Source organism: Bradyrhizobium genomosp. III, assembly GCF_000261705.1.
GTDB lineage: Bacteria > Pseudomonadota > Alphaproteobacteria > Rhizobiales > Xanthobacteraceae > Bradyrhizobium > Bradyrhizobium ottawaense.
Map to the genome: position 1 here is coordinate 1 of NZ_AJQF01000219.1, position 24,941 is coordinate 24,941.

The following is a 24,941-nucleotide window of genomic DNA, read 5'->3' on the forward strand; positions in this document are numbered from 1 at the left end:
CGAAGCTGCCGGCCGAGGTGCAGGCCTTCATCGCAACCGGCGAGTTGACCGCAGGCCACGCCCGCGCGCTGATCGGGGTGCCCGATCCGCTCGCGGCCGCCAAGCGCATCGTCGAGGAGGGCCTCAACGTTCGCCAGGCCGAAGCGCTCGCGCATGAAGAGGGCGTACCGGAGCGCAAGCCGCAAAAGGCGCGCGCCACCGGCGGCAAGGAAAAAGACCCCGACACGATCGATCTCGAAAAGCGCGTCAGCGACGCGCTCGGCCTCAAGGTCACCGTCAATCACCGCGATCCCGGCGGCTCGGTCCAGATCAGCTACAGCAACCTCGATCAGCTCGACGAAGTGATGAAGCGGCTGGCGAAGGGCGTGCTGTAGGCCAAGCCCTCGCTGTCGTCCCCGCGAACGCGGGGATGACAGCGTGGCTCAGCCCCGCCGCTTCGCGTTCGCGGCGATCGCCATCAATGTCCGCTGGGCGATGGCGGCGGCTAGCGTGGATTGCTTGCGGGTGTCGAGCGCCGCGGTCGCGAGCTGCTCGATGATGGCGGCGAGCCGCGCCACGCTGAAATTTCGCAGCGCCGTTTCGACCGCGGGCTTACGTGAAAAATGCAGGCGCGGATAGCCGCCGTCGAGCACGGCGGAGGCAGGCTGGCCGTCGGCGATTGCGAGCGCCGATTTGTGCAGCCACGCAGCCTGACGCTGCGCGGCGGAGATGATCACGCCGGGATAGGTGCCGGCGATCATGGCCTTTGCGAATTCGGTCTCGACGATGTCGGGCCGTCCGGCAAAGGCCCCGTCGACGATCGGGTCGAGCTTGAGCTCGGACGCATCAGCGACCACGGCCATCACGTCGTCCAGCGTGACCTCGCCTTTGCCGTGGGCGTAGAGCGTCAGCTTGCGCAGCTCGTTGCGCGAGGCCTGGCGGTCGCCGCCGAGGAACGACATCAGCGCCGCGCGGGCGTCCTGCGCGATGCGCAAATTTGCGATGCGCAATTCGTCATCCATCAGCTTGGCAAGGTCGCGCTCGGTGTCGGGATAGCAGCCGATCGCTACCGCGGCCTTGGCCTTCTCGCAGGCTTTTCGCAGCGGCGATTCCGGGCGCAGCTCGCCGGCCTCGATTACGACGCGGCAATCTTTCACCGACATCTCCGCCAGCGTATCGATGCCGCTGGCAAAGCTGCGCGAGCCGGCGCGAATGCGGATGGCGCGGCGACCGCCGAACAGCGGCACCGTCATGGCCTCGTCGACGAGGCGCGAGGGCTCGGCGGAGAGCTCGTCACCGTCGAGCCTGACCAGCGAGAACGGATCGTTGGGATCATCGACGGCAGAGGCGATCAGCGCATCGGCGCGCTCGCGCACCAGGCCGGCATCGGGACCGTAGAGCAGGATGATCGGGCGGCCCGCATCGGGGCGGGCGAGGAAGGCGTCGATCTCTTTTCCACGCAGCGCGACCATGTTGCCTGTTACCTTGTCATTCCAGGGCGCGCGAAGCGCGAACCCGGAATCCAGAGGTTGGGAATCGAGATTCTCAGGTGCGCAATTGCGCACCGTAGTTCTCGCTTCGCGAGCCCCGAATGACGGGAATAATCAGGTGCCTGCGGTGAAGAACGAGGCGAGGCGGGTGGTGATGTTCTCAGCGATCTCGTTGGCGGCACGATCCTCGGCGTCGCGCACGGCGCGGGTGCGGGAGAAGCGCTGATAGGACCCTGGCATGTCATAGGACACGCGCGAGAACGTGGTGCCGGTCATCACCGACTTACCGGTCGCGACCTCGATCAGATTGTACTGGGCGTCGATGCCGAGGTTTTCGCTGGTCGGCAATCCCGTCGTGGCGCTGACGATCAGCGAAGAACGGCTGGAGGTGAAGCGGATGTCCAGCCGATGGGTCGGCGGCATTCCCGTCGCGGTGCCGTAGAGCTTGAAGGCGAGAGCATTGCGGACTTCGACACCGACACGGGCTTCGCGGGAGGCATTGGGCTTGGCGATCGGCGGGAGCTCGACCCCCATCAGTTTCTCGCGCAAGCCGGGGGTGCCGTCGCCACGCTCGGCATACATCGGCTGGAAGCAACCAGCCGTCAGCGCCGCCAATGCGGCGACCGCCAGCAAGCGGGCTGCGATGCGGATCCTAGCCGACAACATTTACGATCCTCTTGGGGACGATGATCACCTTGCGGACGGGCTTGCCGTCCAGGGCCAGTTTTACCGCATCGAGAGCCAAAACGGCAGCCTCGATTTCCGGATTCTGGGCCGCTGTTGCAACTGTGACGTCACCCCGCTTCTTGCCGTTGACCTGGACCACGAGGGTCACGCTGTCTTCAACCAGCAAATCGCGTTCGATTTGCGGCCAATGGGCCTCGGAAACCAGCCCGCTCTGGCCCAGAGCCTGCCAGCACTCTTCGGCAAGGTGCGGCATCATCGGGGAGAACAGCTGGACCAGGATCTGACCGGCTTCGCGGATCGCCCAGGCCAAATCAGGGGCGGGCTGGCCGGGTCGCTGCAAGATCTCCGAGAAGGTATTGGCGAATTCGCGGATATGGGCCAGGCAGACGTTGAAGTGCAGCCGTTCGATTCCGGTGGTGACCTTGTCGAGCGCACCATGGGCGGCCTTGCGCAAGGCGGTCGCGTCCGGGCCGAAGCTGGCCGGCCGGGCCGCCGGCGCGGCTTTGCCGAGTTCGATGGAATCGTTCACCAGCCGCCACAGCCGCTGCACGAAGCGCGAGGCACCCTGGACGCGCTCGTCGCTCCAGATCACGTCGCGGTCGGGCGGTGAATCCGACAGCATGAACCAGCGGGCGACATCGGCGCCGTAGGTCTCGATGATGTCGTCGGGATCGACCGTGTTCTTCTTCGATTTCGACATCTTCTCGATCGGGCCGATCTGGATGTCTTCGCCCGACGTCAGCAGCGTCGCGCGCCGGCCGTTGCCGCCGACCTCGACCTTGACCTCGGCCGGCTGCACATAGGTGCCGTCGGCCTTCTGGTAGGTCTCGTGCACCACCATGCCTTGCGTGAACATGCCGGCGAACGGCTCGTCCAGCGCGATGTGCCCGGTCGCCTTCATCGCGCGGGTGAAGAAGCGGCTGTAGAGCAGATGCAGGATCGCGTGCTCGACGCCACCGATATATTGGTCGACCGGCAGCATCCGGTTGGCGACGGCAGGCGTCGTCGGAGCGGTCTCGTTCCAGGGATCGGTGAAGCGCGCAAAGTACCAGGACGAATCCACGAAGGTGTCCATGGTGTCGGTTTCGCGCTGAGCCTTGGCCCCGCATTTGGGGCAGGTGACATGCTTCCAGGTCGGGTGATGGTCGAGCGCGTTGCCCGGCTTGTCGAAGGTCGCATCGTCAGGCAGCGTCACCGGCAAATCGGCATCCGGGACCGGCACCACATCGCATTTCGGGCAGTGGATGACGGGAATCGGGCAGCCCCAATAGCGCTGGCGCGAAATGCCCCAGTCGCGCAGGCGGAAATTCACCTGGCGCTCGCCGACCGGCGCGTTGCCGCGCTGCTCGCTTTCCAGACGTTTTGCGACCTCGTCCTTGGCCTGCTCGATGGTCATGCCGTCGAGGAAGCGCGAATTGATCATGCGGCCGTCACCGTCATAGGCGGTGTCGGTGATGACGAACGACTTCGGATCCTGGCCCTCGGGGCACACCACCGGCGTGTTGCCGAGATTGTACTTGTTGACGAAGTCGAGGTCGCGCTGGTCATGCGCCGGGCAGCCGAAGATCGCGCCGGTGCCGTATTCCATCAGCACGAAATTGGCGACATAGACCGGCAGCTTCCAATTCGGATCGAACGGGTGCACCGCGCGGATGCCGGTGTCAAAGCCCTGCTTCTCCGCGGTGTCGATGATCGATTGCGCGGTGCCGATCTTCTTGATTTCGGCAATGAACTCCGCAAGCTCGGGGTTCTTCGCGGCGGCCGCCTGCGCCAGCGGATGATCTGCCGAGATCGCCATGAACTTTGCGCCGAACAGCGTGTCCGGGCGCGTCGTGAAGATCTTCAGCTCGCTCTCGCCGGCGGGCGTCGTCGCCTGATCCAGCGCGAAGCGAACCAGCAGCCCTTCCGAGCGGCCGATCCAGTTGCGCTGCATCAGCCGGACCTTGTCGGGCCAGCGATCGAGCCCATCGAGCGCGGACAGCAGCTCTTGCGAGTACTTCGTGATCTTGAAGACCCACTGGCTCATTTCCCGTTGTTCGACAACGGCGCCGGAACGCCAGCCGCGGCCGTCGATCACCTGCTCGTTGGCGAGCACGGTCATGTCGACCGGATCCCAGTTGAGCTTGCGCTTCTCACGCTCGGCGAGGCCGGCGCCGAGCATGTCCAGGAACATCTTCTGCTGATGCTTGTAGTAGCTGGGGTCGCAGGTCGCGAATTCGCGTGACCAGTCCAGCGACAGCCCGATCGAGCGGAGCTGCTTTTTCATCGCGGCGATGTTGTCGTAGGTCCAGGCTTTCGGCGCGACCTTGCGCTCAATCGCGGCATTCTCGGCCGGCAGGCCGAAAGCGTCCCAGCCCATCGGATGCAGCACGTTGAACCCCTTGGCGCGCATGAAGCGGGCCAGCACGTCGCCGAGCGTATAATTCCGAACATGGCCGATATGGATGCGCCCGGACGGGTAGGGGAACATCTCGAGCACATAGTATTTCGGCCGCGAATCGTCGTTCTTGGAGACGAAGATCGCCTGTTCGTCCCAGAGGCGTTGCCAGCGCGGTTCGGCGTCGCGGGCGTTATAGCGTTCGGAGGTCATGGAATCGTTGGGGTTTTCGTGGGTTCGGCCGTCTCAAGACGGCGGACTAGGCCATAGAAGTCCTTAGGGGGTCAATGGGTTGCCGCAGTTTGGAACTTTGCCGGGGCCTCCGCATAACTACGAAGGTCGGCGTTGGGGTGTGATTAAGGGGTCAATGCCAATTTGCGGCCCGACGAGACCGCATGAGTGCGATGGATTCCAGCTTCGACGAGCCCGATTACGACTATGCCGCGTCCATTGCCGGACGGGCGATGCGGAGCATGGCCGAACAGCGGATTGCGCCGACCCCGGCCAATTTTGCCGTCTGGTTCCTGTATTTCGGGGACGGCCATGAGGATCTGCGCAACGCGATCGATCTTCTGATCGACCACAATCGTCCTTTCGACGCCCGAACCAATCAGGACCTGTTCAAGACCTATGTCGCGCCCCAGGTGAGTGCCGCCGTGGTCGCCGAGCGGCTGCAGGCGCTCATGGGGGCCGCGAAGGAGTTTCTGGCGACCGCGATCGCCGACAATCATTCGCAGATGCAGGTCATCAGCGAGGTGGCGGACCAGGGCAAGGCCGGCGTCGATCCGAAGGCGCTGGTTGCCCAGCTCATGAACGAGCTGGCGCGGGCCGCCACACGGGCGACACGGCTGGAAGCCGGCTTTGCGGAAAAGACCCGCGAGCTCGACGTGATCCGCGATTCGCTATCGAGGTCCGAGGAGCGCGCCCGGACCGACACGCTGACCGGCCTCGCAAACCGGCGGGCGCTCGACGAATTCCTGCGCAAGGCGCAGGCGACTGCCGCGTGGGGCGAGCCGCTCAGCGTGCTGATGCTCGACATCGACCACTTCAAGACTTTCAACGACAATTTCGGCCACGGCGTCGGCGACCAGGTGCTGCGCCTGTTGGCGAAGGTGCTGCGCGAAAAGGTTCGCGAGCAGGACCTGCCGGCCCGCTATGGCGGCGAGGAGCTGATCGCGGTGCTGCCGGATGCCGATCTCGCCACCTGTGCCGAGATCGCCGACCGGATCAGGCACGCGCTCGCCGAGTGCACGATCACCCGCCGCTCCACCGGCGAGGTTCTGCCCAGCATCAGCGTGTCGATCGGCGTGGCGCAGTACCGGGCCGGCGAAGCGATCACCGATCTCGTCGAGCGCTGCGATCGCGCGCTCTATCTCGCCAAGAGCAGCGGCCGCAATCGCGTGGTGACGGAGACCGAGCTCGATCGCGCCGGAGTTGCGGGATAGCCTGTTGAGGGGTGGAGACGACGACGTTGGTCGTGGCTGACGATCAGCCCGCCATCATCATTTCGGTGGCGCCGGTCTCGATCGCCTGCACGCCGTGCTCGACGACATTGTTGCGGCCGCGGTGTTTTGCGGCGTAGAGCGCGGCGTCGGCGGCTTCGATCAGGTCGCCGGGACGCAAGGCCTCGTTCGGCTTCGTCGCGGCAACGCCGATCGAGACGGTAACGATCATGTGGGCTGAGGTGATGTGCGGCAGGCACAGCTTCAGCACGGCCGCGCGGGCCAGCTCGCCGATTTCCACGGCGCGGTTCACATCGGTGTTCGGCAGCAGCAGGCAGAATTCCTCGCCGCCATAGCGCGCCGCAAAGCCCATCGTGTCGGCGGCGATGCCGGACAGCGACTCGCCGAGCCTGGTCAGGCAGGAATCGCCTTCGAGATGGCCATAGGTGTCGTTGAACAGCTTGAAATGGTCGACGTCGATCATCAGCAGCGCGAGGTCGCTGCCATATTGCTGCGCGCGCATCCACTCGAAGTCGAGCCGGCTCTGGAAGCCGCGACGGTTGGCGAGCCCCGACAGCATGTCGATCGAGGCCATCACCGTCAGCCGGTCGTTGCTCGCTATCAGTTCGCGCTCGCGCTGGCTCAGCTGCGCCGCCATCGCGTTGAACGCGCGGGCGAGCGGCACGAACTCGGCCGGCAGGCGATTGCGCGCCGCGCGGGCCGACAGATCGCCTTCGCCGAGACGCTTGGCCATGTCGACGAGCATCTCGATCGGCTTGATGACGAGCTTTTCGGCGGCGATCAGCGCGCCGAGCAGGACGAACACGACGACGAAAGCGAGTTGGAGATAGGCGGTGCGGATGTCGCGGTTGACCGCCGCGGACACCTTGTCTTCGTCGATGCTGGCGATCAGGCGGGCGTTGGTGCCGGAGATCCGGATGTAGCTGACGGCGCGGCGCGAGCCGTCGGCGGCGAGGAAAGACAGTGAGCCTTCATCCTGGTCGGAACGCAGCGCCCTGTCGGCGATCGCCGACATCAGCGGCATGTTGTCGAGCGGACGGCCGACTGCGCTGTGCTGATCGGCCGGAGCGGCCAGCACGGTGCCTGCGCTGTCCACCAGCACGGCGGTGATGCCGGCGCGGCCGCCAAGATTGCTCATGACCTTCGACATCCAGTCGAGATTGACCGTGGCAAGGACGACGGCATCGGAGACGCCGCTGAAGGCGGACACCGGATAAACTGCCATCACCGTCGGCGTCGCTATCGGCCGCGACAGGATGAAATCGCTCAGCACGAAGCGGCCGCTCGTTTGGGCCTGCTGAAAATAGGGCCGGTCGCTCAGGTCGAGGCCGACATACATGTTGTTCGTCGCGCACTGGATGCGCCCGTCTACGCCCGCGATCAAAAGCGTGCGGATCCAGGGCAGGTTCGACGGCAGGCTCGCGCGCAGCACGTCGCAGCTCTTGCTGACGCCGCCGGCAGAGGCGCGAATAAAGGCCTCCGATTTCAGGATGGTCTCGACGGACGAGATCACCTCGCGCTGCGCATCGGCGCTATGTCGCGCCACGGTGGTGAATTCAACCGTGGCCTGCGCGATCTGCCGGGTGCGGGTGTCTTCGAGCGAACGGATGCGCTCGAGCATCAAGGGCGCCACCAGAATCACCGCGAGCAATGCAAGCCGCGCCCGGATTCCGAGAACCTGCTTGAGTTTCGCTCGTTTGCGGTTGAGACTGATTCTTGCCATCTTCGCTACCCACCCCGTCGGCCAAGGTAAAGCGAAGGGTTCAAAAACTCTTTCTTGAACTCGGTAAAATTGGACTTACCTCGGTCAGTATCACAGCCAAGCGACGTCATGACAGAAGCCAACGCCGCGCCGGTAACCGGCCATTCACCAAACGCGCTCGCCGCGGTCGAAGCCGAAATCGCCCGCGCCTGCAAGGATGCGCGACGCGATCGCGCCTCCGTGACGCTGATCGCGGTGTCCAAGACTTTCGCCGCAGATGCAATTACCCCGGTTATCGACGCCGGACAGCGCGTATTCGGCGAGAATCGGGTGCAGGAGGCCAAAGGCAAGTGGCCTGCGTTAACGTCTGTTTACTCGGGCATCGCGCTGCATCTGATCGGACCGCTGCAATCCAACAAGGCGAAAGAGGCGGTCGCGCTGTTCGACGCGATCCATTCGGTCGACCGTCCGAGCATTTGCCAGGCGTTAGCCAAGGAAATCGAATCCCAGAACAAGCACCCGCAACTCTTCGTCCAGATCAACACCGGCGAGGAGCCGCAGAAGGCCGGCATCGCGCCCGGCGAGGCCGACGCCTTCCTCGCCAGCTGCCGCGACACCTATGGGCTGACGATCTCCGGATTGATGTGCATCCCGCCGGTCGACGAGCCGCCGGCGGCGCATTTCGCGCTGACCGCCAAGATCGCCGCGCGCAACGGCTTGACGAATCTCTCGATGGGCATGAGCGCGGATTTCGCCAATGCCATCATGCTGGGTGCCACACATGTACGCGTGGGCAGCGCGATCTTCGGGCACAGGTAGTTGTTGTCGTCCCTGCGAACGCATGCGTTCGCAGGGACGACCATGAGGCTACTTACGCAAACCCCACCGACACTTTCCCCAGCACACCAAAGTCCGCCGCGAAATGATCGCCGGCCTCGATCGGCAGCGGCGGATGGCACGTGCCTGTGGTCACCACCTCCCCCGCCCGCAAGGTCAGTCCAAGCCCGCGCAGCTCATTGGCGAGCCAGGCGAGCGCGGCGCGGGGGTCGCCGAGCACGTTCTTGCCGTGGCCGACACAGCGCTCGCCGCGCAGCGTGATCTGGGGCCGCTCCTCGACGAGATCCATCGCACGCCAGTTCGCAGTCGTCGCCGCGCCCAGCACGAACAGATGCGCGCAGGCATTGTCGGCGATCAGCTGCGCCTCGCCCGCTCCAGCGAAATCGGCAAAGCGCGAATCGGGGATCTCGATCGCAGGATGGAAGGTGTCGACCGCGGCGAGCACCTCATCGACGCTGTAGGGCGTTGCACGTGGCGTCAGATCGCGTCCCATGCGGAAGGCGAATTCAGGTTCGCCGACGCGCATCTCGTTGCCCTTCATCGACGCAGTCCCGCCATCGGCAATCACGGTGTCGCTCATGATGCGACCGGCGAGCGGTCCCGTGACATTGATGTGCTTCTGTCCTGATACGCTCGTGGCCGCGATCTTCCAGCCGAACAATGTCCCGCGCGACAATGTTTCGAGCCCGGCCTGGATGGCGTAGCCCTCCGTGCGGCTCTGTGGCCGCAACCGCGGCTCCAGCGCGTCAAGCTTGGTGCCGTCGCGCCAATGTTGAACGAGCACGCGCGAGGCGGCTGCGATCTGATCCCTGTCGAGCATACGTCCTCACCCGATGATGATTCTTGTTCTTGGTCCCAATCGCCGCAGCAATTGCAGCATCGCAGATTTCGTCATGGAGACGCAGCCCGCGGTCGGGCCGAAATTGTCGCGGGCCAGGTGCAAAAATACCGCGCTGCCGCGGCCGGCGACCCGCGGTCGCGTGTTGTGGTCGATTTCGATGATGAAGTCATAGAGATGGTCGGCACGCTTGAGCCGGTCACCGCCCTGCCCCTCGTCGAGCCGGATTCCCTGGTTGTAATGGCGATCCCTGGGGTCCTCGCACCAGGCGTCCTCTCCGGTGATGATCCGGGCCGGCAGGAAGCTCTGCGGACGGCTGTGCCGGTCGCCCCGCCACCACAAGCGCTTGGGACGGAAGCTGCCCCTGGGGGTGCCGCCGTCGCCCTCGCGCTTGTTGGCCAGGATGCCGCCCCGCCCCAGCGCAACCGGTATGGTCAGCGATCCCGCCGTCAGCCAGCCTCGGCGCGGATTCCCCGCCGCAGGCTTAACGCGGATCGCAGAGAGCGGTCCGGCGCTTCGATTCTTGGTGTAACCAACTGAAGCTGCTTTATTTTTCATGTGAACGTGCAATGTCGAATTCATTACAGGACATTCATCAAACCGGCCTGCTATTCTGAGTTAGAGTGCTTCCGGCTTGTGAATCGGTAACAGCCCACTACTTCAACACGAACAACAATAATAACGGCGACCCCTAAACTTCCCCTCACGGCTGGGTGCAGCATGGATGCGCGCCGAGCCGGACCCCAAAAGGATGACCCCCTATGGCCAATGCCCGCAAGATCCTGATCGTGGATGACGATACCGATCTGCGCGACACGTTGGTGGAGCAATTATCGCTACACGAAGAATTCGAAGCCTCCGCCGTCGATACCGGCGCCAAGGGCGCGAGCGCCGCCAAGGCCAATGCCCCCGATCTCGTGCTGATGGATGTCGGCCTGCCCGACACCGACGGCCGCGAGGTGGTCCGCTCCTTGCGCAAGGGCGGCTTCAAGGCCCCGATCATCATGCTGACCGGGCACGACACCGATTCCGATACGATTTTGGGGCTCGAATCCGGCGCCAACGACTATGTGGCAAAGCCCTTTCGTTTCGCCGTCCTGCTGGCCCGCATCCGCGCCCAGCTGCGCCAGCACGAGGCCAGCGAGGACGCGGTGTTCTCGGTCGGCCCCTACTCCTTCCGGCCCGGCTCCAAGATGCTCACCGCCGCCAATGCGCGCAAGGTGCGGCTGACGGAGAAGGAGACCGCCATCCTCCGCTTCCTCTACCGCGCCGGCCAGATGCCGGTTTCGCGCGAGACCCTGCTCCAGGAGGTCTGGGGTTATAATTCCGGCGTCACCACCCACACGCTGGAAACCCACATCTACCGCCTCCGCCAGAAGATCGAGAAGGACGCCGCCAACCCGGAAATCCTGGTCACGGAAGCCGGTGGCTACAAGCTGGTGCCGTGATACGCTCGAAGGGCGTGCGAATCGTTTTAGATCGCATGCCTTTGAGCCTCGGATCTGAATGTCAATTGACGACGACGTAGCGCTTCTCGAGCGTGTCCCGACATTGCGCCTGTTGGGAGACGCCTCGTTGCGCATGCTGGCGATCGGCTCCGAGCAGCGTAACTTCGTCCGCGGCGATACCCTGTTCAATCTCGGCGACGACGCCGATGCCGGCTTCGTGGTCCAGCGCGGCGCCTTCCGGGTCGATGACGGCGCCGGCGCCGAGATGATCGCCGGTCCCGGCGCGCTGATCGGCGAGCTCGCGCTGGTGGTGCCGATGAAGCGGCCGTCGAGCGCGATCGCGCTGGAGCACTCCTCCGTCATCCGCGTCGCACGCAGCCTGTTTCAGCGCGTGCTCGAAAGCGATCCGGCCGCGGCGGTTCGCCTGCGCGATGAGTTCGCGGTCCGCTCGAGCCAGATTGCCAGCGATATCCTGATGGCGGGTGCGAAGCTGACGTCGTGAGCTTGCTGTCATTCCGGGGCGCGCGACTTCGTCGCGCCCCGAATGACGGACGCTACACCTCCAGCGTCACCGTGACAGGCACGTGGTCCGACGGCCGCTCCCAGCTCCGCGCATCGCGCAGAATCCTGAAATCGCTGACCGCATCCTTCAACGCGCGCGAGACCCAGATGTGATCGAGCCGGCGGCCGCGGTCGCCGACGGTCCAGTCGGCGGAGCGGTAGCTCCACCACGTATAGACTTTTTCCGACATCGGAATCCGCTCGCGTGCGACGTCGACCCATTCGCCGGCGGCCAGCGCGGCCTGCAGCTTTTCGGTTTCGATCGGCGTGTGCGAGACCACCTTCAGAAGCTGCTTGTGCGACCACACGTCGTTCTCGTGTGGGGCGACGTTGAGATCGCCGACCAGGATGTGGCGATCCTCGCCGCGCGGATGCAGCGGCTCGCACGCCTTCATCTCGTCGAGGAAGCGAAGCTTGTGGTCGAACTTCTCGTTCAGCGCAGGATCGGGAATGTCGCCGCCGGCGGGGACATAGAAATTATGCACCACCAGCGGCTTTGCGATACTGGCCTTCTCGCCGAACGATACGGAGATGTGACGCGAATCCAGCTTGTCGCAGAAGGTGCGGATATCAGTCGATTCGAACGGAATCTTCGAGACGATGGCGACGCCGTGATAGCCCTTCTGCCCATTCAGCGCGACGTGCTCGTAGCCGAGCCGCTTGAAGCGCTTCAGCGGAAAGGCATCGTCGATGCACTTGGTCTCCTGCAGGCACAGCACGTCCGGCCGCGCGCTCTTGAGGAATTTCGCGACCAGATCGATGCGCAGCCGCACCGAATTGATGTTCCAGGTTGTCAGGGAAAAACGCATGAGGGCTGCGTCTTAGCATGGATTGTCGTGGGGAAAATGCTTGTCCACAGGCGGGGAATCGTAGGGTGGGTTAGCGCAGCGTAACCCACCTCTTTGGTTTGCGCGGTGGCAGCGGTGGTTGGTTACGCCTGCGGCTAACCCACCCTACGCACCGTCAACCCGGCGCCGGGCCGTAATTGGTGAAATCGATCTTGAACATGCCGGGATCGAGCTTCTTGCTCGAGTCCAGATTGTAGACCGCGATCGTGGTGTCGTAGCCCTGCGGATCGGTGACGGTCCACTGCTTCAACTGGCCGTCCTTGGCGCCGAACATCAGCAGGAGGCGGCTGGTGCCGACCAGCGCCTGCTTCTCCTCGATGGTGACGCTGACGAAGACGTCGTCGGCTGAGACGCCAACGACATTGGTGTCCTTCATCAGGTCGATGCGATCCGACAGCAGGAAACGCAGCGGCGTCTGCGACAGCGGATAGACGTCCTGGGTCGCGAGCTTGCGGTCGCGCACCACCAGCGAGGATCCGTCTGCGACGATGTCGATCGGGCTCGGCGCGTCATATTCGAAGCGCACCTTGCCAGGTTTCTGGATGTAGAAATCGCCTTGCGTCTTGCTGCCGTCGGGACCGACCTGGACGAAATTCCCGACCAGCGTCGACAGCGACGACAAATAGGCACTGACCTTGGCCGCCTGCGCCTTCTGGTTGGCATCGAAGGTCTGGAAGATGCTGCTCGGCACGTTGCGGCGCGGATCCGGGATCACCGGATTCGGCGGCGTCTGAGTCGCTCCGGTGACTGCGGGCCCGCCGGGGGACGCTCCGCCGTCGCGGCCCTTCGGCGCGGGTTTCGGCACCGGGACGTTCTGCGCGAACGAGGACGCCGTCACCATCGCAGCGGTGACGAGAAGCACGCCGGCCACACGCGCGCTTCGCGCAGCGATGGTGGCAGCGAATCGAATGTCCGGATGTCTGATCAACGCGTCGTCCTAATGTGGCTGGGCGTCTTTTAGCGTGATTTCGGGCAAAAGCAGATAACGATTTCGCGTGAAATGATGTCTGGAGGCGGCTGCCTCACATATGGCTGTCTTCTTCCTCGACCAGAATCTCGCGCTTGCCGGCGTGGTTGGCGGGTCCGACGATGCCTTCCAGTTCCATGCGCTCCATCAAGGATGCGGCGCGGTTATAGCCGATCTGCAGGCGCCGCTGGATGTAGCTGGTCGAGGCCTTGCGGTCGCGTTTGACGATCGCAACGGCCTGCTGGAAGAGGTCGCCGCCGCCATCGCCACCCATGCCGGTGGCGTCGAACACCGCACCGTCCTCGTCCTCGGTGGGCTCTTCGGCCGTGACGGCCTCGAGATATTCCGGCTGGCCCTGCGTCTTGAGGTGACGCACCACCTTCTCGACTTCCTCGTCGGAGGCGAAGGGTCCGTGCACACGGCTGATGCGGCCGCCACCGGCCATGTAGAGCATGTCGCCCTGGCCGAGCAGCTGCTCGGCGCCCATCTCGCCCAAAATGGTGCGGCTGTCGATCTTGGACGTCACCTGGAAAGCGATGCGGGTCGGGAAGTTCGCCTTGATGGTGCCGGTGATGACGTCGACCGACGGACGCTGCGTCGCGAGGATCACGTGTAGGCCGGCGGCGCGCGCCATCTGCGCGAGGCGCTGCACCGCGCCTTCGATGTCCTTGCCGGCGACCATCATCAGGTCGGCCATTTCGTCGACGATGATGACGATGTAGGGCAGCGGGTCGAGCGAGAGCTTCTCTTCCTCGTAGATCGCCTTGCCGGTTTCCTTGTCGAAGCCGGTATGCACGGTGCGCGTCGGCTCTTCGCCCTTGGCCTTCAATTCGAGCAGGCGCGTGTTGTAGCCGTCGATGTTGCGCACACCGAGCTTGGCCATGTTCTTGTAGCGCTCTTCCATCTCGCGCACGGCCCATTTCAGCGCGACCACCGCCTTCTTCGGGTCGGTCACGACGGGCGTGAGCAGATGGGGAATGCCGTCATAGACGGAGAGTTCGAGCATCTTCGGATCGACCATGATCAGGCGGCACTGGTCCGGGCGCAGCCGGTAGACCAGGCTGAGGATCATGGTGTTGATGGCGACCGATTTGCCGGAGCCGGTGGTGCCGGCGATCAGCATGTGCGGCGTGCGCGCGAGGTCGATGATCACAGGATCGCCGCCGATGGTCTTGCCGAGGCAGAGCGGCAGCTTCGCCACCGTTTCGGTGGCTTCCTTGGCGATCAGCAGCTCGCGCAAATAGACCTTTTCGCGATGCGCGTTCGGCAGCTCGATGCCGATGGCGTTGCGGCCGGGCACCACGGCGACGCGCGCCGACAGCGCACTCATCGACCGCGCGATGTCGTCGGCGAGTCCGATCACGCGCGACGATTTGATGCCGGGCGCCGGCTCCAGCTCGTACAGCGTGACCACGGGGCCCGGATTGGCTTTGACGATTTCGCCGCGCACGCCAAAGTCCTGGAGCACGCCTTCGAGTGAACGGGAATTGGCTTCCAGCTCGGCCTTGCTGAGCGGCTGGCGATCGCCGGCCTTTGGCGCGGCCAGCACGGAGACGGACGGAAGCTCGAACTTGTCGGAGGATTTCTTGGCAGCAGCCTTCGGGGCAGCCTTCTTGCGCGGGGCGCGCGCGGCGGGCTCCTCCTCTTCCTCCTCGTCTTCTTCCTCTTCCTCGTGCTGATCCTCGTCGTCCTCGTCCTCGGACTGCGGCGAGATCGAGGGCGCGGCGCGGCCGCCGCCCAGATTCGGCTCTTGGCGGCTGAACGCCACGGCCTTGGTCTTCGGGCCGCTCGAGACCAGCGAGCGGTAAGCGGCACCACAGAGCCAGATCAGCCGCGCCTTCGTGCTCATCAGTGCATGGAACAGCCAGCCCAGCGACACAGAGCCCCGATCGTTCTCCTCGTCCTCGTCGAGCGGCTTGTCGTCGTCCTCGATCTCCGAGAGCTCGTCGTCGTGCTCGCGGGCGCCAAGACCGCATGCGATCAGGAAGGTCGCGGCCATCGCGGCAAACAGGATCGTGCCCAGCACCACGCGATAGATCGTGCCGGCCGGCCCGAAAATCACTGCGGGCGCGCGCACGAGCGCATCGCCGACCACGCCGCCGAGGCCGGTCGGCAGCGGCCATGCGCCGCCATGCGGCCAGCAGCTGACGAAGCCTGCCGCGATCACCGTGCAGAGAATCCAGGAGCCGAGCCGCAGCGCCTCGCGGTCGAATGCGCGGTGGGTCATCATGCGCCAGCCCCAGACCGCGACGGTCAGAACCAGCATGATGGCGCCGAGCCCGAGGATCTGCATCGCAAGGTCGGCGCCGATCGCGCCGGCATAACCGAGAATGTTGCGGATCGGCCTTGAGGTCGCGTGGCTCAGGCTGGGGTCCTGCACCGACCAGGTCATCAGCGCTGCCGAGGCAACGCCCGACAACGCGATCAGGCCGAAGCCGGTGAGCTCGCGCACGCGCCGAGCCAGCCCCTCGCGGATCGAGGGCGGCAGATGGCCGACCAGTGGAATGACACGTTCGATTGTCGACATGCTCATGGGCCCCACCTAACCCAGAGTCTCGACCAGCCGGTGCAACGCCTGCGCCGTGGTCTCGCCATCCTGCACCAGCGCCAGGCGAATGTAGCCTGCGCCGGGATTGAAGCCGTCGGGCTGCTGCCGCGCCAAAAAGCTGCCGGGCACCACGCGCACGCCTGCTTCCTTGAACAATTTCAGACACACCGACACGTCGTCACCGATCTCGGACGTGTTGAGCCAGACGCAAAAGCCGGCGTCGGGCCGTCGGTAGCCGTAGCGGTTACCGATGATCTGGTCGGCGAGATCGAACTTGATCCGGTAGAGCCTGCGGTTCTCCTCGACATGCGCCTCGTCGCCATAGGCAAAGGTCGCGACGTGCTGGAGCGGCACCGGCACCTGCGGCGCGGCGATGTTGCGCAGCTCCAGGAACATGCCGATGAACTTCTTGTCGCCGGCGGCGAAGCCGACGCGCAGGCCCGGAAGATTTGAGCGCTTCGACAACGACTGGAACGCAGCCACGCGGGTGAAATCGGGGCCGGCGCATTCGAGCGCACTGCCCGGTGCTTCGCGGGTGTAGATCTCCGAATAGCACTCGTCGCTGAGGATCATGAAGCCATAGCGATCGGCGAGGCTCTTCAGCCGCGTGAAGTAGTCACGCGAGGCGACCGAGCCCTGCGGATTGGCGGGCGAGGCCAGATAGAACGCCACCGTGCGTGCCAGCGTCGCCTCGTCGATGGCGTCGAGGTCAGGCAGGAAGCCGTTCTCGACGGTGGTCGGCAGATAGACCGGCTCGCAAGCTGCGGCACCCGCGCCGGCGCCATAGACCGGATAGAACGGATTCGGCATCAGGATCGCCGGTTTGCCGGGGCGCGGGCCGACATAGCGGACGGCCGCGATCGCGGCGAGGAACAGCCCTTCGCGGCTGCCATTGAGGACGAGAATCTCGCCCTTGGGGTCGAGCGGCCGCGGCAGCTTGAAGCGCGACGATAGCCAGCTGCTCGCGGCTTGGCGGAACGGCTCGGTGCCCTGGTTCATCGGGTAGCGGCCGAAATCGGCGATATGCTTGGCCAGCACCGGGCCGACGAAGTCAGGCACCGGATGCTGGGGCTCGCCGACCGCGAGCGAAATCAAGGGCTTGCCGGGTTGATGCGGCGCCAGCAGCTCGTTGAGCCGGACGAAGGGCGAGCGTTCGGTGTCTAGGCTTCCACCTTCCAGCGGCGCACGGGATGAAGCGGTCATGACCATTCTGGGCGCCAGCACTCTTGGAACAGCCGGTCGCGCGAAGGCCCCGGCGGGAAGCGGTTCAGTTCACCATAGATAGGGCGAGGTTAAGACGCGATTAACCATCGGCCGCCGCCTCCGTCCAGAGCAGGAATAATGAGGCCGGATAACAACGGGATGCGAGGCCGCTCGGGGGGCGCGTGGCCGGGCTTGTCCCGGCCATCCACGGTCTGTTTGCTGCCGCGTCGAAGAACGTGGATGCCCGAGCCAAGCCCGGCCATGACGAGCTTCGCAAGTCGGGCGCCTCAATGCCCCGGAAGCTTCTCGAACGTTGCCATCCCCGCCGGGATCGCATGAAACTCCTGCATGTCGCAGGTGTAGATCGCCATCTGCGGCTGGAATTGCTTTGGCTCGTCCAGCGTGCCGACCTTCAGGATCGCGGCTGGCAGCCCGGGAGCCCTGGTCACCAGATGCGTGCCGCATTCGGCGCAGAATTCGCGCGTGACGGCGCGTTCGAGATCCTTGCGCGTGAACTGCTTGGGCTGCCCCAGGATGTAGCTGAAGCCGGCCACCGGCATCGCGATGAAGGTGTTGGGCGCGCCGCCCGAGATGTACTGGCACTCGCGGCAATGGCACTGGGCCTGCATCATCGGATCACCTTCGGCCACGTAGCGCACTTCGCCGCAATAGCATCCGCCTTCCAAACGCATGACGACCTCCCCGATTATTGTTTCTTGTGGTCGATATTTCTGCGCCGCCGGTGCGGAATGGCAATCCTTTTCTTCGCTGCGAAATCAAAGCACCCCGCCCAAAAAGAAAGGGGCTCCAACTTGCGCTGGAGCCCCTCAACGGTCAGGGCATTGCCGGGTATGTGCCCGAACCGTAGTTCTGAGCGCGATCTCCGGGGAGACCGCGCCCGGGAGGAGACTTACATGTTGTAGGCGCGCTCGGTGTGCTCGGTGATGTCGAGGCCTTCACGCTCGCTCTCGACGTTGGTCCGCAGGCCAACGATCACGTCGACGACCTTGTAGAGGATCGCCGAGCCGATGCCCGACCACACCAGCGTGGTGCCAACGCCCCAGAGCTGGGCGATCATCTGCGCCGCGAAGTCGTAGTCGCCGACCTTCGGCGGGATCGCGGTGTAGTCCATGACGCCAGCGCCACCGAGGGCGGGGTTGACGAGAATGCCGGTGCCGATGGCGCCGACGATGCCGCCGACGCAGTGCACGCCGAACACGTCGAGGCTGTCATCGTAGCCGAGCGCGTTCTTCACGACGGTGCAGAAGAACAGGCAGACTACGCCGACGATGAGGCCGAGGACGATCGCGCCCATGACGCCGGAGTAGCCGGCCGCAGGGGTGACCGCCACGAGGCCCGCGACCGCGCCGGAGATGACGCCGAGCACCGACGGGTGACCCTTGATGATCCACTCCGCGAACATCCACGACAGCGCGGCGGCTGCGGTGGCGACGAAGGAGTTGGTCATGGCGAGCGCAGCGCCGCCGTTGGCTTCCAGGTTGGAGCCGGCGTTGAAGCCGAACCAGCCGACCCAGAGCAGCGAGGCGCCGATCATCGACATGGTCAGCGAGTGCGGGGCCATCAGCTCCTTGCCGTAGCCGACGCGCTTGCCGATCAGGAGAGCGCCGATGAGGCCTGCGATGCCGGCGTTGATGTGCACCACGGTGCCGCCCGCGAAGTCGATCGCGCCCTTCTTGAAGATCCAGCCGGCGTCGGCGTTGAGCTCGTCGAGCTTGGCCTGCGCCGCGGTCTTCGCGGCCGCATCAGTGGCAGCAGCGAGCGCCTTGGCCGCATCCTGGATCAGGTCCGGACCCTGCCAGTACCAGACCATGTGCGCGATCGGGAAATAGATCAGCGTGACCCAGAGCGGGATGAACAGGGCGATCGCCGAGAACTTCATGCGCTCGGCGAAGGCGCCGACGATGAGGGCGGGCGTGATCGCCGCGAAGGTCATCTGGAAGCACACATAGATGAGCTCCGAGATGTTGGCGTCGACCGAGAAGGTCGCGGCCTTCGTATCGGTGGTGACGCCCATCATGAAGGCCTTGGAGAAGCCGCCGATGAAGTCGGAACCGCCGGTGAAGGTGAGGCTGTAGCCGTACACGGCCCAGATCACGGTGACGACGCAGACGGTGTAGAACACCTGCATCAGGACGGAGAGCATGTTCTTGGAGCGGACGAGACCGCCGTAGAACAGCGCGAGGCCGGGGATCGTCATCAACAGCACCAGCACTGTCGATGTCAGCATCCAGGCGTTGTCTCCCTTGTTGACCGTTGGCTCGGCGTAGGCTGCGGTCGCAGCGAACAGGCCGACTGCGAGAGCCGCCAATCCCGCGCCATAGGGACGCTTGAACGTCATATTATTCACTCCTGATTGGATAAAGGTTGAGCGCGAAATCAAAGGGCCGCGGCATCGGCCTCGCCGGTGCGGATGCGCACCGCGTGGTCGAGGTTGATGACGAAGATCTTGCCGTCGCCGATCTGTCCGGTTTTCGCGGCGGACGTGATGGCGTCGATGGTCTTGTCGACCTGGTCGGAGGCGACAGCGACCTCGATCTTGATCTTGGGCAGGAAGCTCACGGCATATTCGGCGCCGCGATAGATTTCCGTATGGCCCTTCTGGCGGCCATATCCCTTGACTTCCGTCACCGTGAGACCGTGAACGCCGATGGCGGTCAGGGCGTCACGGACTTCTTCCAGCTTGAATGGCTTGATAATCGCCATAACAATTTTCATGGGTCCTATCCCCGCTTGGGCCCGGTCCGGACGTGGCCGGGCGTTCTCGACTGGTTCGCCACGAGGGAGAAAGTTCACTACGCGGGCACAGCCTGGACCCGTAGAATCAAATGCCGTGCCAGATCGGGCGCGGTACCTAACGGACTATGAAAACGGGTGTTTTCGCGGTGGACGGGCATTGCTGTGCAGTGCGCTATTCCGTCGCGCCCAAAACGTGGTCAGGCCTGCTCAAAATGCGAGCATGACAGGCCGCCGACACAATATTGCTCATGCGTCGGGCAGCTCAGAGGTAATTACGTAGCGCCGACGCTTATTGCAGGGCTTCGCCGTGCTGCGAAATATCGAGCCCCTCGAGCTCGTGCTCACGGGATACGCGCAAGGGCACGAACAGGCCGACCAGCTTGAGCAGGATGAAGCTCACGCCAGCCGACCAGACGAAGGTGACGGCGACGCCATAGAACTGGATCAGGAACTGCTGCGGGTGACCCTCCAGCAGGCCGGCGGTGCCGCCGATGGCGCTGGTTGCAAACACGCCGGCGAGCAGGGTCCCGGTCAGGCCGCCGATGCCGTGGACGCCGAACACGTCGAGCGAATCGTCATAGTTGAAGCGGTGCTTCAGCCAGGTGCAGGCCCAATAGCAAATCGCACCGGCAATGATGCCGATGACGATGCCGTGCCAGGGCGCCACGAATCCGGAGGCCGGCGTGATGGTGCCGAGCCCGGCAACCGCGCCGGAGATCATGCCGAGCACGGAGGGCTTGCGCCGTGTCGACCATTCGATCGCGCCCCAGGTCAGCGCACCGGCGCAGGCGGCAAGATGGGTGGCGATGATCGCCATCACCGCGCGTGAATTGGCCGCGCCCGCCGAGCCGCCGTTGAAGCCGAACCAGCCGACCCACAACAGGCCGGTGCCCATCACCGCGAGCGAAAGATCGAACGGCGAGAGATTTTCGGAGCCGTAGCCGTGACGGCGCCCCATCACCTTGGCGGCGACGAGGCCAGCGGTGCCGGCCGACAGATGCACCACGAGGCCGCCGGCGAAATCCAAGACGCCCATGCTATTGAGGAAGCCGCCGCCCCACACCCAATGCGCCAGCGGAATGTAGACGAAGATGAACCAGGCGACGGAGAACAGGAGATAGGCGGAGAACCGCATCCGGTCGGCGACCGAGCCCGCGACCAGCGCCACCGTGATGATGGCAAACGTCATCTGGTACAGCATGAACAGCGATTCCGGAATGGACTTCGCCGCCGGGTTGACGCTGTCCATGGTCATGCCGGCGAGAAACCAGCGGTCGAGCGTGCCGATCCACGGGCCGTCGCCAACGAAGCACAGCGAATAGCCGAACGCGACCCAGAGAATGGAGATGATCGTCACCGCGGCGAGGCTTTGCGCCATGGTGGCGAGCACGTTCTTCTTGCGCACCATGCCGGAATAGAACAGCGCGAGCCCCGGGATCGTCATCATCAGCACCAGCGCGGTGGCGACGATCATCCAGGCGGTGTCAGCGGTGTTGATCTCGGAGGCCGCGGCGCGCGCCGGCGAAGCCATGATCGACACAAGTCCGATCGGCGCAGCCATGGCAGCTGCGCGGCGCAAATATCCCGCCATGTCGTTCCCCCCAGCATAGAACTACGTCGCACGCTGTGGCGTCTTTGCCCGGCGCGATCGAAGAAGATGTATCAGGGCGTTTTCGAGCGAAGCGGATACCGCTTCGCGCCGGGAAAACGCGTCAAAACAAAGATCTAGAGCGCGTCGCTGTCGGTTTCGCCGGTACGGATGCGCAGCGCGTGGTCGATCGGCGTGACGAAGATCTTGCCGTCGCCGATCTGCCCGGTGCGCGCGGTCGAGGTGATCACGGCGACCGCCTTGTCGGCGACGTCGGAGGCGACCGCGATCTCGATGCGCAGCTTCGGGAGGAAGTTCACGACATATTCGGCGCCGCGATAGATCTCGGTGTGGCCCTTCTGCCGGCCATAACCCTTCACCTCGGTCACGGTCATGCCGTGGACGCCGATCGCCGTCAGGGCCTGGCGGACCTCATCGAGCTTGAAGGGTTTGATGATCGCGACGACGAGTTTCATGGTCAGGCCTATTCCCCGGGATGCGCCGCGCCGTATGTCCCCGGCGCAGCGTCAATCTGGCATCTTTCCGGGCAAATGGCATAAAAAAGTTGCAGACTGAAGCGGAAAAACGTCTGGCCATGTGAACGGCCGCCTCTGTACAGGGCAGCCGTTCATCCTTCACAATGCATTTTTGGCATGGATGCGGTGAACCCAAGCGTCCCGGCCGGTACAAACGTATGTTTGAGGGGGACGCTTCATGGCGAGTTGGTTCTACGCATCCGAGGGCAAGCAGCAGGGGCCCTTTCCGGAAGGGCAATTCCGCGATCTCGTCGCCCAGGGCGTCGTGCGCCCGGATACGCTGGTATGGTCCGAGGGCATGGCCGGCTGGCAGAAGGCTGTCGAAATTCCCAGCCTGATCGGCGGCGGCGGTGCGCCCCCGGTGATCCCGGCCGGCGGCCCGCCGATGATGGGCTCCGGTGGCTATGCCGGCGGCGGAGGCGGAGGGTCGCTGTCGGTCGATTTCAGCATTCTCGAGTTCACCTGGCGCACGCTCGTGCTCGTGATCGGCTCGTGCTTCGTGATCCCGGTGCCGTGGCTGTTCGTCTGGTACACGAAATGGATCGTGCCCTGCATCAAGGTTCCCGGACGGCCCAATCTCAGCTTCACCGGCAACGCGATGACGCTGGTGCCCTGGTTCTTCGGCTTCATCGTTTTGGCGATCGCGCTCGGCTTCGTCGGCAGCCAGCTGCTCTCCAATCTGCTGTTCATCGTCCAGATCGTGCTCTACTGGCTGCTGATCAAATGGATGATCGCAAACCTTGCTTCCAACGGGCAGCCGCTCGCTCTCAGCTTTACCGGTTCGGTCTGGGCCTATATCGGCTGGAACCTGCTGTTTGCGATCTCCATCATCACCATCATCGGCTGGGCCTGGGTTGCCGCGGCCCAGATGCGCTGGTTCTGCCGCAGCATCGAAGGCACGCGGCGCGAGATCGTGTTCAAGGGCAGCGGTCTCGACATCCTCTGGCGCGGCATCGTGGCTGCGATCCTGTGCAGCCTGATCATCCCGATTCCGTGGGTGTATCGCTGGATCATGAACTGGTTCGCGTCGCAGACCGAGCTCGCTCCGCGGGGCGCGCAGTCGCGCATGTAACGGCTGCTGGCTTTCGGTAGCGAGCAGCCAGGATGTCCAATCGAATCTGGTTTCACGCATCTGAAGGCCAGCAGAAGGGTCCGTTTCCGGAGGCGCAGTTTCGCGATCTGATCGCGCGGGGAATCGTGCGATCGGATACGCTGGTCTGGGCCGAGGGGATGACCGGCTGGCAGAAGGCCGGCGCGGTCCCCGGTCTCGTGCCCGGCGCATCACCGGCGGTGGCTTCGAGCGGCGACGCGCGAGGCCGGCTGTCGGTGGACCTGCCGCTGTGGCCGTTCCTGGGATGGTGCATCCTGCTCTGGTCGGCAACGCCGTCGTGGTGCCGGCTCCCTGGATCGCCACCGGCTACTACCGCTGGCTCTTCCCGCGCGTCCACGTTCCGCAGCGGCCGAACATCGGCTTCACCGGACAGGTCGGCGATATCTGGTACGTCTTCGTCGCGCTTGCGCTGGCGGGCTATGTGGGTCTCGTCCACGACCTCTTTCAGCTTGCGACGATTCCGCTCCAGGCCTTCCTGTCCTAGATGGTCATGCGCTGGGTGATTGCCAATCTCAGCTCGAACGGTCAGCCGATTCCGATGACGTTCGACGGGAGCCCCTGGGCCTTCATCGGCTGGCAGCTCCTGATGTTCCTCGCCATGTTCACGATCATCGGCTGGGCCTGGGTCATGGCCGCATGGATGCGCTGGATTTGCCGAAACATCGCGGGAACGCGGCGCGAGATGATATTCGTCGGCACGGGCCTTCAGCTATTGTGGCGAACCCTCGCATTCGGCTTCGGCTGCCTTCTGATCATTCCGATTCCGTGGCTGCTGCGCTGGTACTTCACGTGGACCATGGCGCAGTTCGAGCTCGTCGAGCGCGCGAGGGCAACGGCTTAGGATTTGCGTTCGCGCACGGAGCCTTCCTGCGCGACGGAGGCGACCAGCGTTCCGTCCGGCTTGAAGATCGAGCCGCGGGTCAGGCCGCGGCCGCCGCGCGCGCTCGGCGAATCCTGTGCGTAGAGCAGCCATTCGTCGGCGCGGAACGGGCGATGAAACCACATCGCATGGTCGAGGCTGGCGGGCATCATGCGCTTGTCGAACAGCGTGCGGCCATAGCGTGCCATGATCGCGTCCAGCAGCGAGAAGTCCGAGGCGTAGGCGAGCGCGCACATGTGCAGCGCTGGATCGTCGGGCAGCTTCGCGGCGGTCTTGATCCAGACGTGAATGCGGCCGTCGTCGATCTTCTGGCCGAAATAACGGCCGAGCTCGACAGGACGCAGCTCGATCGGACGATCGGATTCATAGTAGCGGCGGATGAACTCCGGCATCTCCTTGAACATCGGCTGCTTCGCCACCTCCTCCGCCGTGAGCTTCTCCGGCGGCGGCACGTCGGGCATCTTGTCCTGATGGTCGAACGCACTCTCCTCTTCGGCGTGGAACGACACCATGATCGAGAAGATCGCGTTGCCGTGCTGGATCGCGGTGACGCGGCGGGTCGAATAGCTCTTGCCGTCGCGCAGGCGTTCGACCTGGTAGATGATCGGGATCTGCGGATCGCCCGGCAGGACGAAATAGCAGTGCAGCGAATGCGGCAGGCGGCCCTCGACCGTGCGGCAGGCCGCGACCATCGCCTGCCCGATCACCTGGCCGCCGAACACCCGCTGCCAGCTGGTCTTCGGGCTGTTGCCGCGGAACAGATTCACCTCGAGTTGCTCGAGATCGAGGATCGAAATGAGGTCGATCAGGCTTTTGGACATGGAGTGAGCTTTCTCGCCGTCGTTCCGGGGCGGATGGTCCACAATGGGCCGTTCCGCCCTTGTTTCACCGCACTGTTTCGCCCACCTCAAGTCTGCTAGCAAGACCAGGATTTGATCGGGAATTTGGGTATGTCGGTACAGGGTAGCATTGTCATTGGTGGCGGCGCGTTTGCAGGGCTTGCGCTGGCCCTGGCGCTGCGACAGGGGCTCGGGCCCGAGATTCCCGTCATCGTCGCCGATCCCGCGCTCGCCACCCGGCCAAGCCGCGACCCCCGCGCCACCGCCATTGTGGCCGCCTGC

24 protein-coding genes and 2 pseudogenes are annotated in these 24,941 nt (G+C 64.5%); 10 read left to right on the forward strand and 16 right to left on the reverse strand.

Going from position 1 to position 24,941, the window contains the following annotated elements; translation table 11 throughout:
- On the forward strand, positions 1–374 hold a 374-nt coding region (locus IC66_RS0119030; protein WP_038948666.1), incomplete at its 5' end, for a hypothetical protein.
- Positions 375–422: 48 nt separating this feature from the next.
- On the opposite strand, the gene holA is transcribed toward IC66_RS0119030, so the two are convergent.
- The 3 genes from holA to leuS all read right to left on the reverse strand — a co-directional run bounded on the left by holA (position 423) and on the right by leuS (position 4,746).
- The gene (gene holA, locus IC66_RS0119035) at positions 423–1,451 is read right to left on the reverse strand and encodes a DNA polymerase III subunit delta (RefSeq protein WP_028139370.1); all 1,029 of its coding nucleotides are present in this window, start codon (positions 1,449–1,451) and stop codon (positions 423–425) included.
- Between the two features lie 132 nt (positions 1,452–1,583).
- Complete coding sequence (gene lptE / locus IC66_RS0119040; RefSeq protein ID WP_018323549.1) at positions 1,584–2,135, reverse strand: LPS assembly lipoprotein LptE; 552 nt, start codon at positions 2,133–2,135, stop codon at positions 1,584–1,586.
- A complete protein-coding gene (leuS, locus tag IC66_RS0119045; protein WP_038948667.1) occupies positions 2,122–4,746 on the reverse strand; it encodes a leucine--tRNA ligase in 2,625 nt (874 codons plus the stop codon). Before leuS ends, lptE begins: the two co-directional genes overlap by 14 nt.
- Before the next feature lie 191 nt (positions 4,747–4,937).
- On the opposite strand from leuS, the gene IC66_RS0119050 reads away from it, so the two are divergent.
- The gene (locus IC66_RS0119050) at positions 4,938–5,978 is read left to right on the forward strand and encodes a GGDEF domain-containing protein (RefSeq protein WP_038948668.1); all 1,041 of its coding nucleotides are present in this window, start codon (positions 4,938–4,940) and stop codon (positions 5,976–5,978) included.
- A gap of 43 nt (positions 5,979–6,021) precedes the next feature.
- On the opposite strand, the gene IC66_RS0119055 is transcribed toward IC66_RS0119050, so the two are convergent.
- Positions 6,022–7,719 carry a diguanylate cyclase domain-containing protein gene (locus IC66_RS0119055; protein WP_028139367.1) on the reverse strand — a complete coding sequence of 566 codons (1,698 nt, stop codon included), beginning with the start codon at positions 7,717–7,719 and terminating at the stop codon, positions 6,022–6,024.
- A gap of 108 nt (positions 7,720–7,827) precedes the next feature.
- On the opposite strand from IC66_RS0119055, the gene IC66_RS0119060 reads away from it, so the two are divergent.
- Positions 7,828–8,517, forward strand: a complete 690-nt coding sequence (locus tag IC66_RS0119060; RefSeq protein ID WP_028139366.1) for a YggS family pyridoxal phosphate-dependent enzyme — start codon at positions 7,828–7,830, stop codon at positions 8,515–8,517.
- A 52-nt stretch (positions 8,518–8,569) separates the two neighbouring features.
- On the opposite strand, the gene IC66_RS0119065 is transcribed toward IC66_RS0119060, so the two are convergent.
- Together IC66_RS0119065 and IC66_RS0119070 are read right to left on the reverse strand one after the other, a co-directional pair.
- The gene (locus IC66_RS0119065; RefSeq protein WP_038948669.1) at positions 8,570–9,355 is read right to left on the reverse strand and encodes a 2-keto-4-pentenoate hydratase; all 786 of its coding nucleotides are present in this window, start codon (positions 9,353–9,355) and stop codon (positions 8,570–8,572) included.
- Between the two features lie 6 nt (positions 9,356–9,361).
- Positions 9,362–9,931: a L,D-transpeptidase family protein gene (locus IC66_RS0119070; protein ID WP_028139364.1), complete on the reverse strand. Its 570-nt coding sequence runs from the start codon at positions 9,929–9,931 to the stop codon at positions 9,362–9,364.
- A gap of 203 nt (positions 9,932–10,134) precedes the next feature.
- Here IC66_RS0119070 and IC66_RS0119075 point away from each other — a divergent pair, with 203 nt between their 5' ends.
- Positions 10,135–10,821, forward strand: coding sequence for a response regulator transcription factor (locus IC66_RS0119075; protein WP_007598630.1), 687 nt, complete (start codon positions 10,135–10,137; stop codon positions 10,819–10,821).
- A gap of 58 nt (positions 10,822–10,879) precedes the next feature.
- Positions 10,880–11,323 (forward strand): cyclic nucleotide-binding domain-containing protein, encoded by a 444-nt coding sequence (locus IC66_RS0119080; protein ID WP_018323556.1) that lies wholly within the window; start codon positions 10,880–10,882, stop codon positions 11,321–11,323.
- Between the two features lie 52 nt (positions 11,324–11,375).
- Here IC66_RS0119080 and xth read toward each other — a convergent pair whose 3' ends face one another.
- From xth to IC66_RS0119125, 9 genes are all read right to left on the reverse strand, one after another.
- Positions 11,376–12,191 (reverse strand): exodeoxyribonuclease III, encoded by an 816-nt coding sequence (xth, locus tag IC66_RS0119085; RefSeq protein WP_038948670.1) that lies wholly within the window; start codon positions 12,189–12,191, stop codon positions 11,376–11,378.
- 154 nt (positions 12,192–12,345) lie between these two features.
- Entirely contained in the window at positions 12,346–13,101 is a 756-nt protein-coding gene (locus IC66_RS0119090) for an outer membrane lipoprotein carrier protein LolA (protein ID WP_028139362.1), read from the reverse strand.
- 151 nt (positions 13,102–13,252) lie between these two features.
- The gene (locus IC66_RS0119095; RefSeq protein WP_038948671.1) at positions 13,253–15,730 is read right to left on the reverse strand and encodes a DNA translocase FtsK; all 2,478 of its coding nucleotides are present in this window, start codon (positions 15,728–15,730) and stop codon (positions 13,253–13,255) included.
- Positions 15,731–15,739: 9 nt separating this feature from the next.
- Positions 15,740–16,954 carry an aminotransferase class I/II-fold pyridoxal phosphate-dependent enzyme gene (locus tag IC66_RS0119100; protein ID WP_028139360.1) on the reverse strand — a complete coding sequence of 405 codons (1,215 nt, stop codon included), beginning with the start codon at positions 16,952–16,954 and terminating at the stop codon, positions 15,740–15,742.
- 281 nt (positions 16,955–17,235) lie between these two features.
- Positions 17,236–17,640: a GFA family protein gene (locus IC66_RS0119105; protein ID WP_028139359.1), complete on the reverse strand. Its 405-nt coding sequence runs from the start codon at positions 17,638–17,640 to the stop codon at positions 17,236–17,238.
- A 218-nt stretch (positions 17,641–17,858) separates the two neighbouring features.
- Positions 17,859–19,307 carry an ammonium transporter gene (locus IC66_RS0119110; RefSeq protein ID WP_028139358.1) on the reverse strand — a complete coding sequence of 483 codons (1,449 nt, stop codon included), beginning with the start codon at positions 19,305–19,307 and terminating at the stop codon, positions 17,859–17,861.
- Between the two features lie 38 nt (positions 19,308–19,345).
- Positions 19,346–19,684, reverse strand: a complete 339-nt coding sequence (locus IC66_RS0119115; RefSeq protein ID WP_008142813.1) for a P-II family nitrogen regulator — start codon at positions 19,682–19,684, stop codon at positions 19,346–19,348.
- A gap of 310 nt (positions 19,685–19,994) precedes the next feature.
- On the reverse strand, positions 19,995–21,296 hold the full coding sequence (locus IC66_RS0119120) for an ammonium transporter (protein WP_038948672.1): 1,302 nt from the start codon (positions 21,294–21,296) through the stop codon (positions 19,995–19,997).
- A gap of 134 nt (positions 21,297–21,430) precedes the next feature.
- Positions 21,431–21,769: a P-II family nitrogen regulator gene (locus IC66_RS0119125; protein ID WP_018323564.1), complete on the reverse strand. Its 339-nt coding sequence runs from the start codon at positions 21,767–21,769 to the stop codon at positions 21,431–21,433.
- A 238-nt stretch (positions 21,770–22,007) separates the two neighbouring features.
- Between IC66_RS0119125 and IC66_RS0119130 the strand changes: the two genes are divergently transcribed.
- The 4 genes and pseudogenes from IC66_RS0119130 to IC66_RS49225 all read left to right on the forward strand — a co-directional run bounded on the left by IC66_RS0119130 (position 22,008) and on the right by IC66_RS49225 (position 23,781).
- Positions 22,008–22,901 carry a DUF4339 domain-containing protein gene (locus IC66_RS0119130; protein ID WP_028139356.1) on the forward strand — a complete coding sequence of 298 codons (894 nt, stop codon included), beginning with the start codon at positions 22,008–22,010 and terminating at the stop codon, positions 22,899–22,901.
- Between the two features lie 32 nt (positions 22,902–22,933).
- Positions 22,934–23,038, forward strand: a pseudogene (locus IC66_RS49215) (GYF domain-containing protein); the annotation flags it as partial.
- Positions 23,039–23,184: 146 nt separating this feature from the next.
- Positions 23,185–23,424 carry a hypothetical protein gene (locus tag IC66_RS49220; RefSeq protein WP_440588119.1) on the forward strand — a complete coding sequence of 80 codons (240 nt, stop codon included), beginning with the start codon at positions 23,185–23,187 and terminating at the stop codon, positions 23,422–23,424.
- A gap of 6 nt (positions 23,425–23,430) precedes the next feature.
- The gene (locus tag IC66_RS49225; protein WP_440588118.1) at positions 23,431–23,781 is read left to right on the forward strand and encodes a hypothetical protein; all 351 of its coding nucleotides are present in this window, start codon (positions 23,431–23,433) and stop codon (positions 23,779–23,781) included.
- On the opposite strand, the gene tesB is transcribed toward IC66_RS49225, so the two are convergent.
- Positions 23,778–24,641: an acyl-CoA thioesterase II gene (tesB, locus tag IC66_RS0119140; RefSeq protein ID WP_018323567.1), complete on the reverse strand. Its 864-nt coding sequence runs from the start codon at positions 24,639–24,641 to the stop codon at positions 23,778–23,780. The genes IC66_RS49225 and tesB overlap by 4 nt on opposite strands.
- 129 nt (positions 24,642–24,770) lie before the next feature.
- On the opposite strand from tesB, the pseudogene IC66_RS46325 reads away from it, so the two are divergent.
- Positions 24,771–24,941, forward strand: a pseudogene (locus IC66_RS46325) (2-octaprenyl-6-methoxyphenyl hydroxylase); the annotation flags it as partial.

Coding starts and splice junctions, on each gene's coding strand:
- holA (WP_028139370.1), bottom strand. CDS start 1,451: ATGGTCGCGCTGCGTGGAAAAGAGATCGACGCCTTCCTCGCCCGCCCC.
- lptE (WP_018323549.1), bottom strand. CDS start 2,135: ATGTTGTCGGCTAGGATCCGCATCGCAGCCCGCTTGCTGGCGGTCGCC.
- leuS (WP_038948667.1), bottom strand. CDS start 4,746: ATGACCTCCGAACGCTATAACGCCCGCGACGCCGAACCGCGCTGGCAA.
- IC66_RS0119050 (WP_038948668.1), top strand. CDS start 4,938: ATGGATTCCAGCTTCGACGAGCCCGATTACGACTATGCCGCGTCCATT.
- IC66_RS0119055 (WP_028139367.1), bottom strand. CDS start 7,719: ATGGCAAGAATCAGTCTCAACCGCAAACGAGCGAAACTCAAGCAGGTT.
- IC66_RS0119060 (WP_028139366.1), top strand. CDS start 7,828: ATGACAGAAGCCAACGCCGCGCCGGTAACCGGCCATTCACCAAACGCG.
- IC66_RS0119065 (WP_038948669.1), bottom strand. CDS start 9,355: ATGCTCGACAGGGATCAGATCGCAGCCGCCTCGCGCGTGCTCGTTCAA.
- IC66_RS0119070 (WP_028139364.1), bottom strand. CDS start 9,931: ATGAAAAATAAAGCAGCTTCAGTTGGTTACACCAAGAATCGAAGCGCC.
- IC66_RS0119075 (WP_007598630.1), top strand. CDS start 10,135: ATGGCCAATGCCCGCAAGATCCTGATCGTGGATGACGATACCGATCTG.
- IC66_RS0119080 (WP_018323556.1), top strand. CDS start 10,880: ATGTCAATTGACGACGACGTAGCGCTTCTCGAGCGTGTCCCGACATTG.
- xth (WP_038948670.1), bottom strand. CDS start 12,191: ATGCGTTTTTCCCTGACAACCTGGAACATCAATTCGGTGCGGCTGCGC.
- IC66_RS0119095 (WP_038948671.1), bottom strand. CDS start 15,730: ATGAGCATGTCGACAATCGAACGTGTCATTCCACTGGTCGGCCATCTG.
- IC66_RS0119100 (WP_028139360.1), bottom strand. CDS start 16,954: ATGGTCATGACCGCTTCATCCCGTGCGCCGCTGGAAGGTGGAAGCCTA.
- IC66_RS0119105 (WP_028139359.1), bottom strand. CDS start 17,640: ATGCGTTTGGAAGGCGGATGCTATTGCGGCGAAGTGCGCTACGTGGCC.
- IC66_RS0119110 (WP_028139358.1), bottom strand. CDS start 19,307: ATGACGTTCAAGCGTCCCTATGGCGCGGGATTGGCGGCTCTCGCAGTC.
- IC66_RS0119115 (WP_008142813.1), bottom strand. CDS start 19,684: ATGAAAATTGTTATGGCGATTATCAAGCCATTCAAGCTGGAAGAAGTC.
- IC66_RS0119120 (WP_038948672.1), bottom strand. CDS start 21,296: ATGGCGGGATATTTGCGCCGCGCAGCTGCCATGGCTGCGCCGATCGGA.
- IC66_RS0119125 (WP_018323564.1), bottom strand. CDS start 21,769: ATGAAACTCGTCGTCGCGATCATCAAACCCTTCAAGCTCGATGAGGTC.
- IC66_RS0119130 (WP_028139356.1), top strand. CDS start 22,008: ATGGCGAGTTGGTTCTACGCATCCGAGGGCAAGCAGCAGGGGCCCTTT.
- IC66_RS49220 (WP_440588119.1), top strand. CDS start 23,185: ATGGTGCATCCTGCTCTGGTCGGCAACGCCGTCGTGGTGCCGGCTCCC.
- IC66_RS49225 (WP_440588118.1), top strand. CDS start 23,431: ATGCGCTGGGTGATTGCCAATCTCAGCTCGAACGGTCAGCCGATTCCG.
- tesB (WP_018323567.1), bottom strand. CDS start 24,641: ATGTCCAAAAGCCTGATCGACCTCATTTCGATCCTCGATCTCGAGCAA.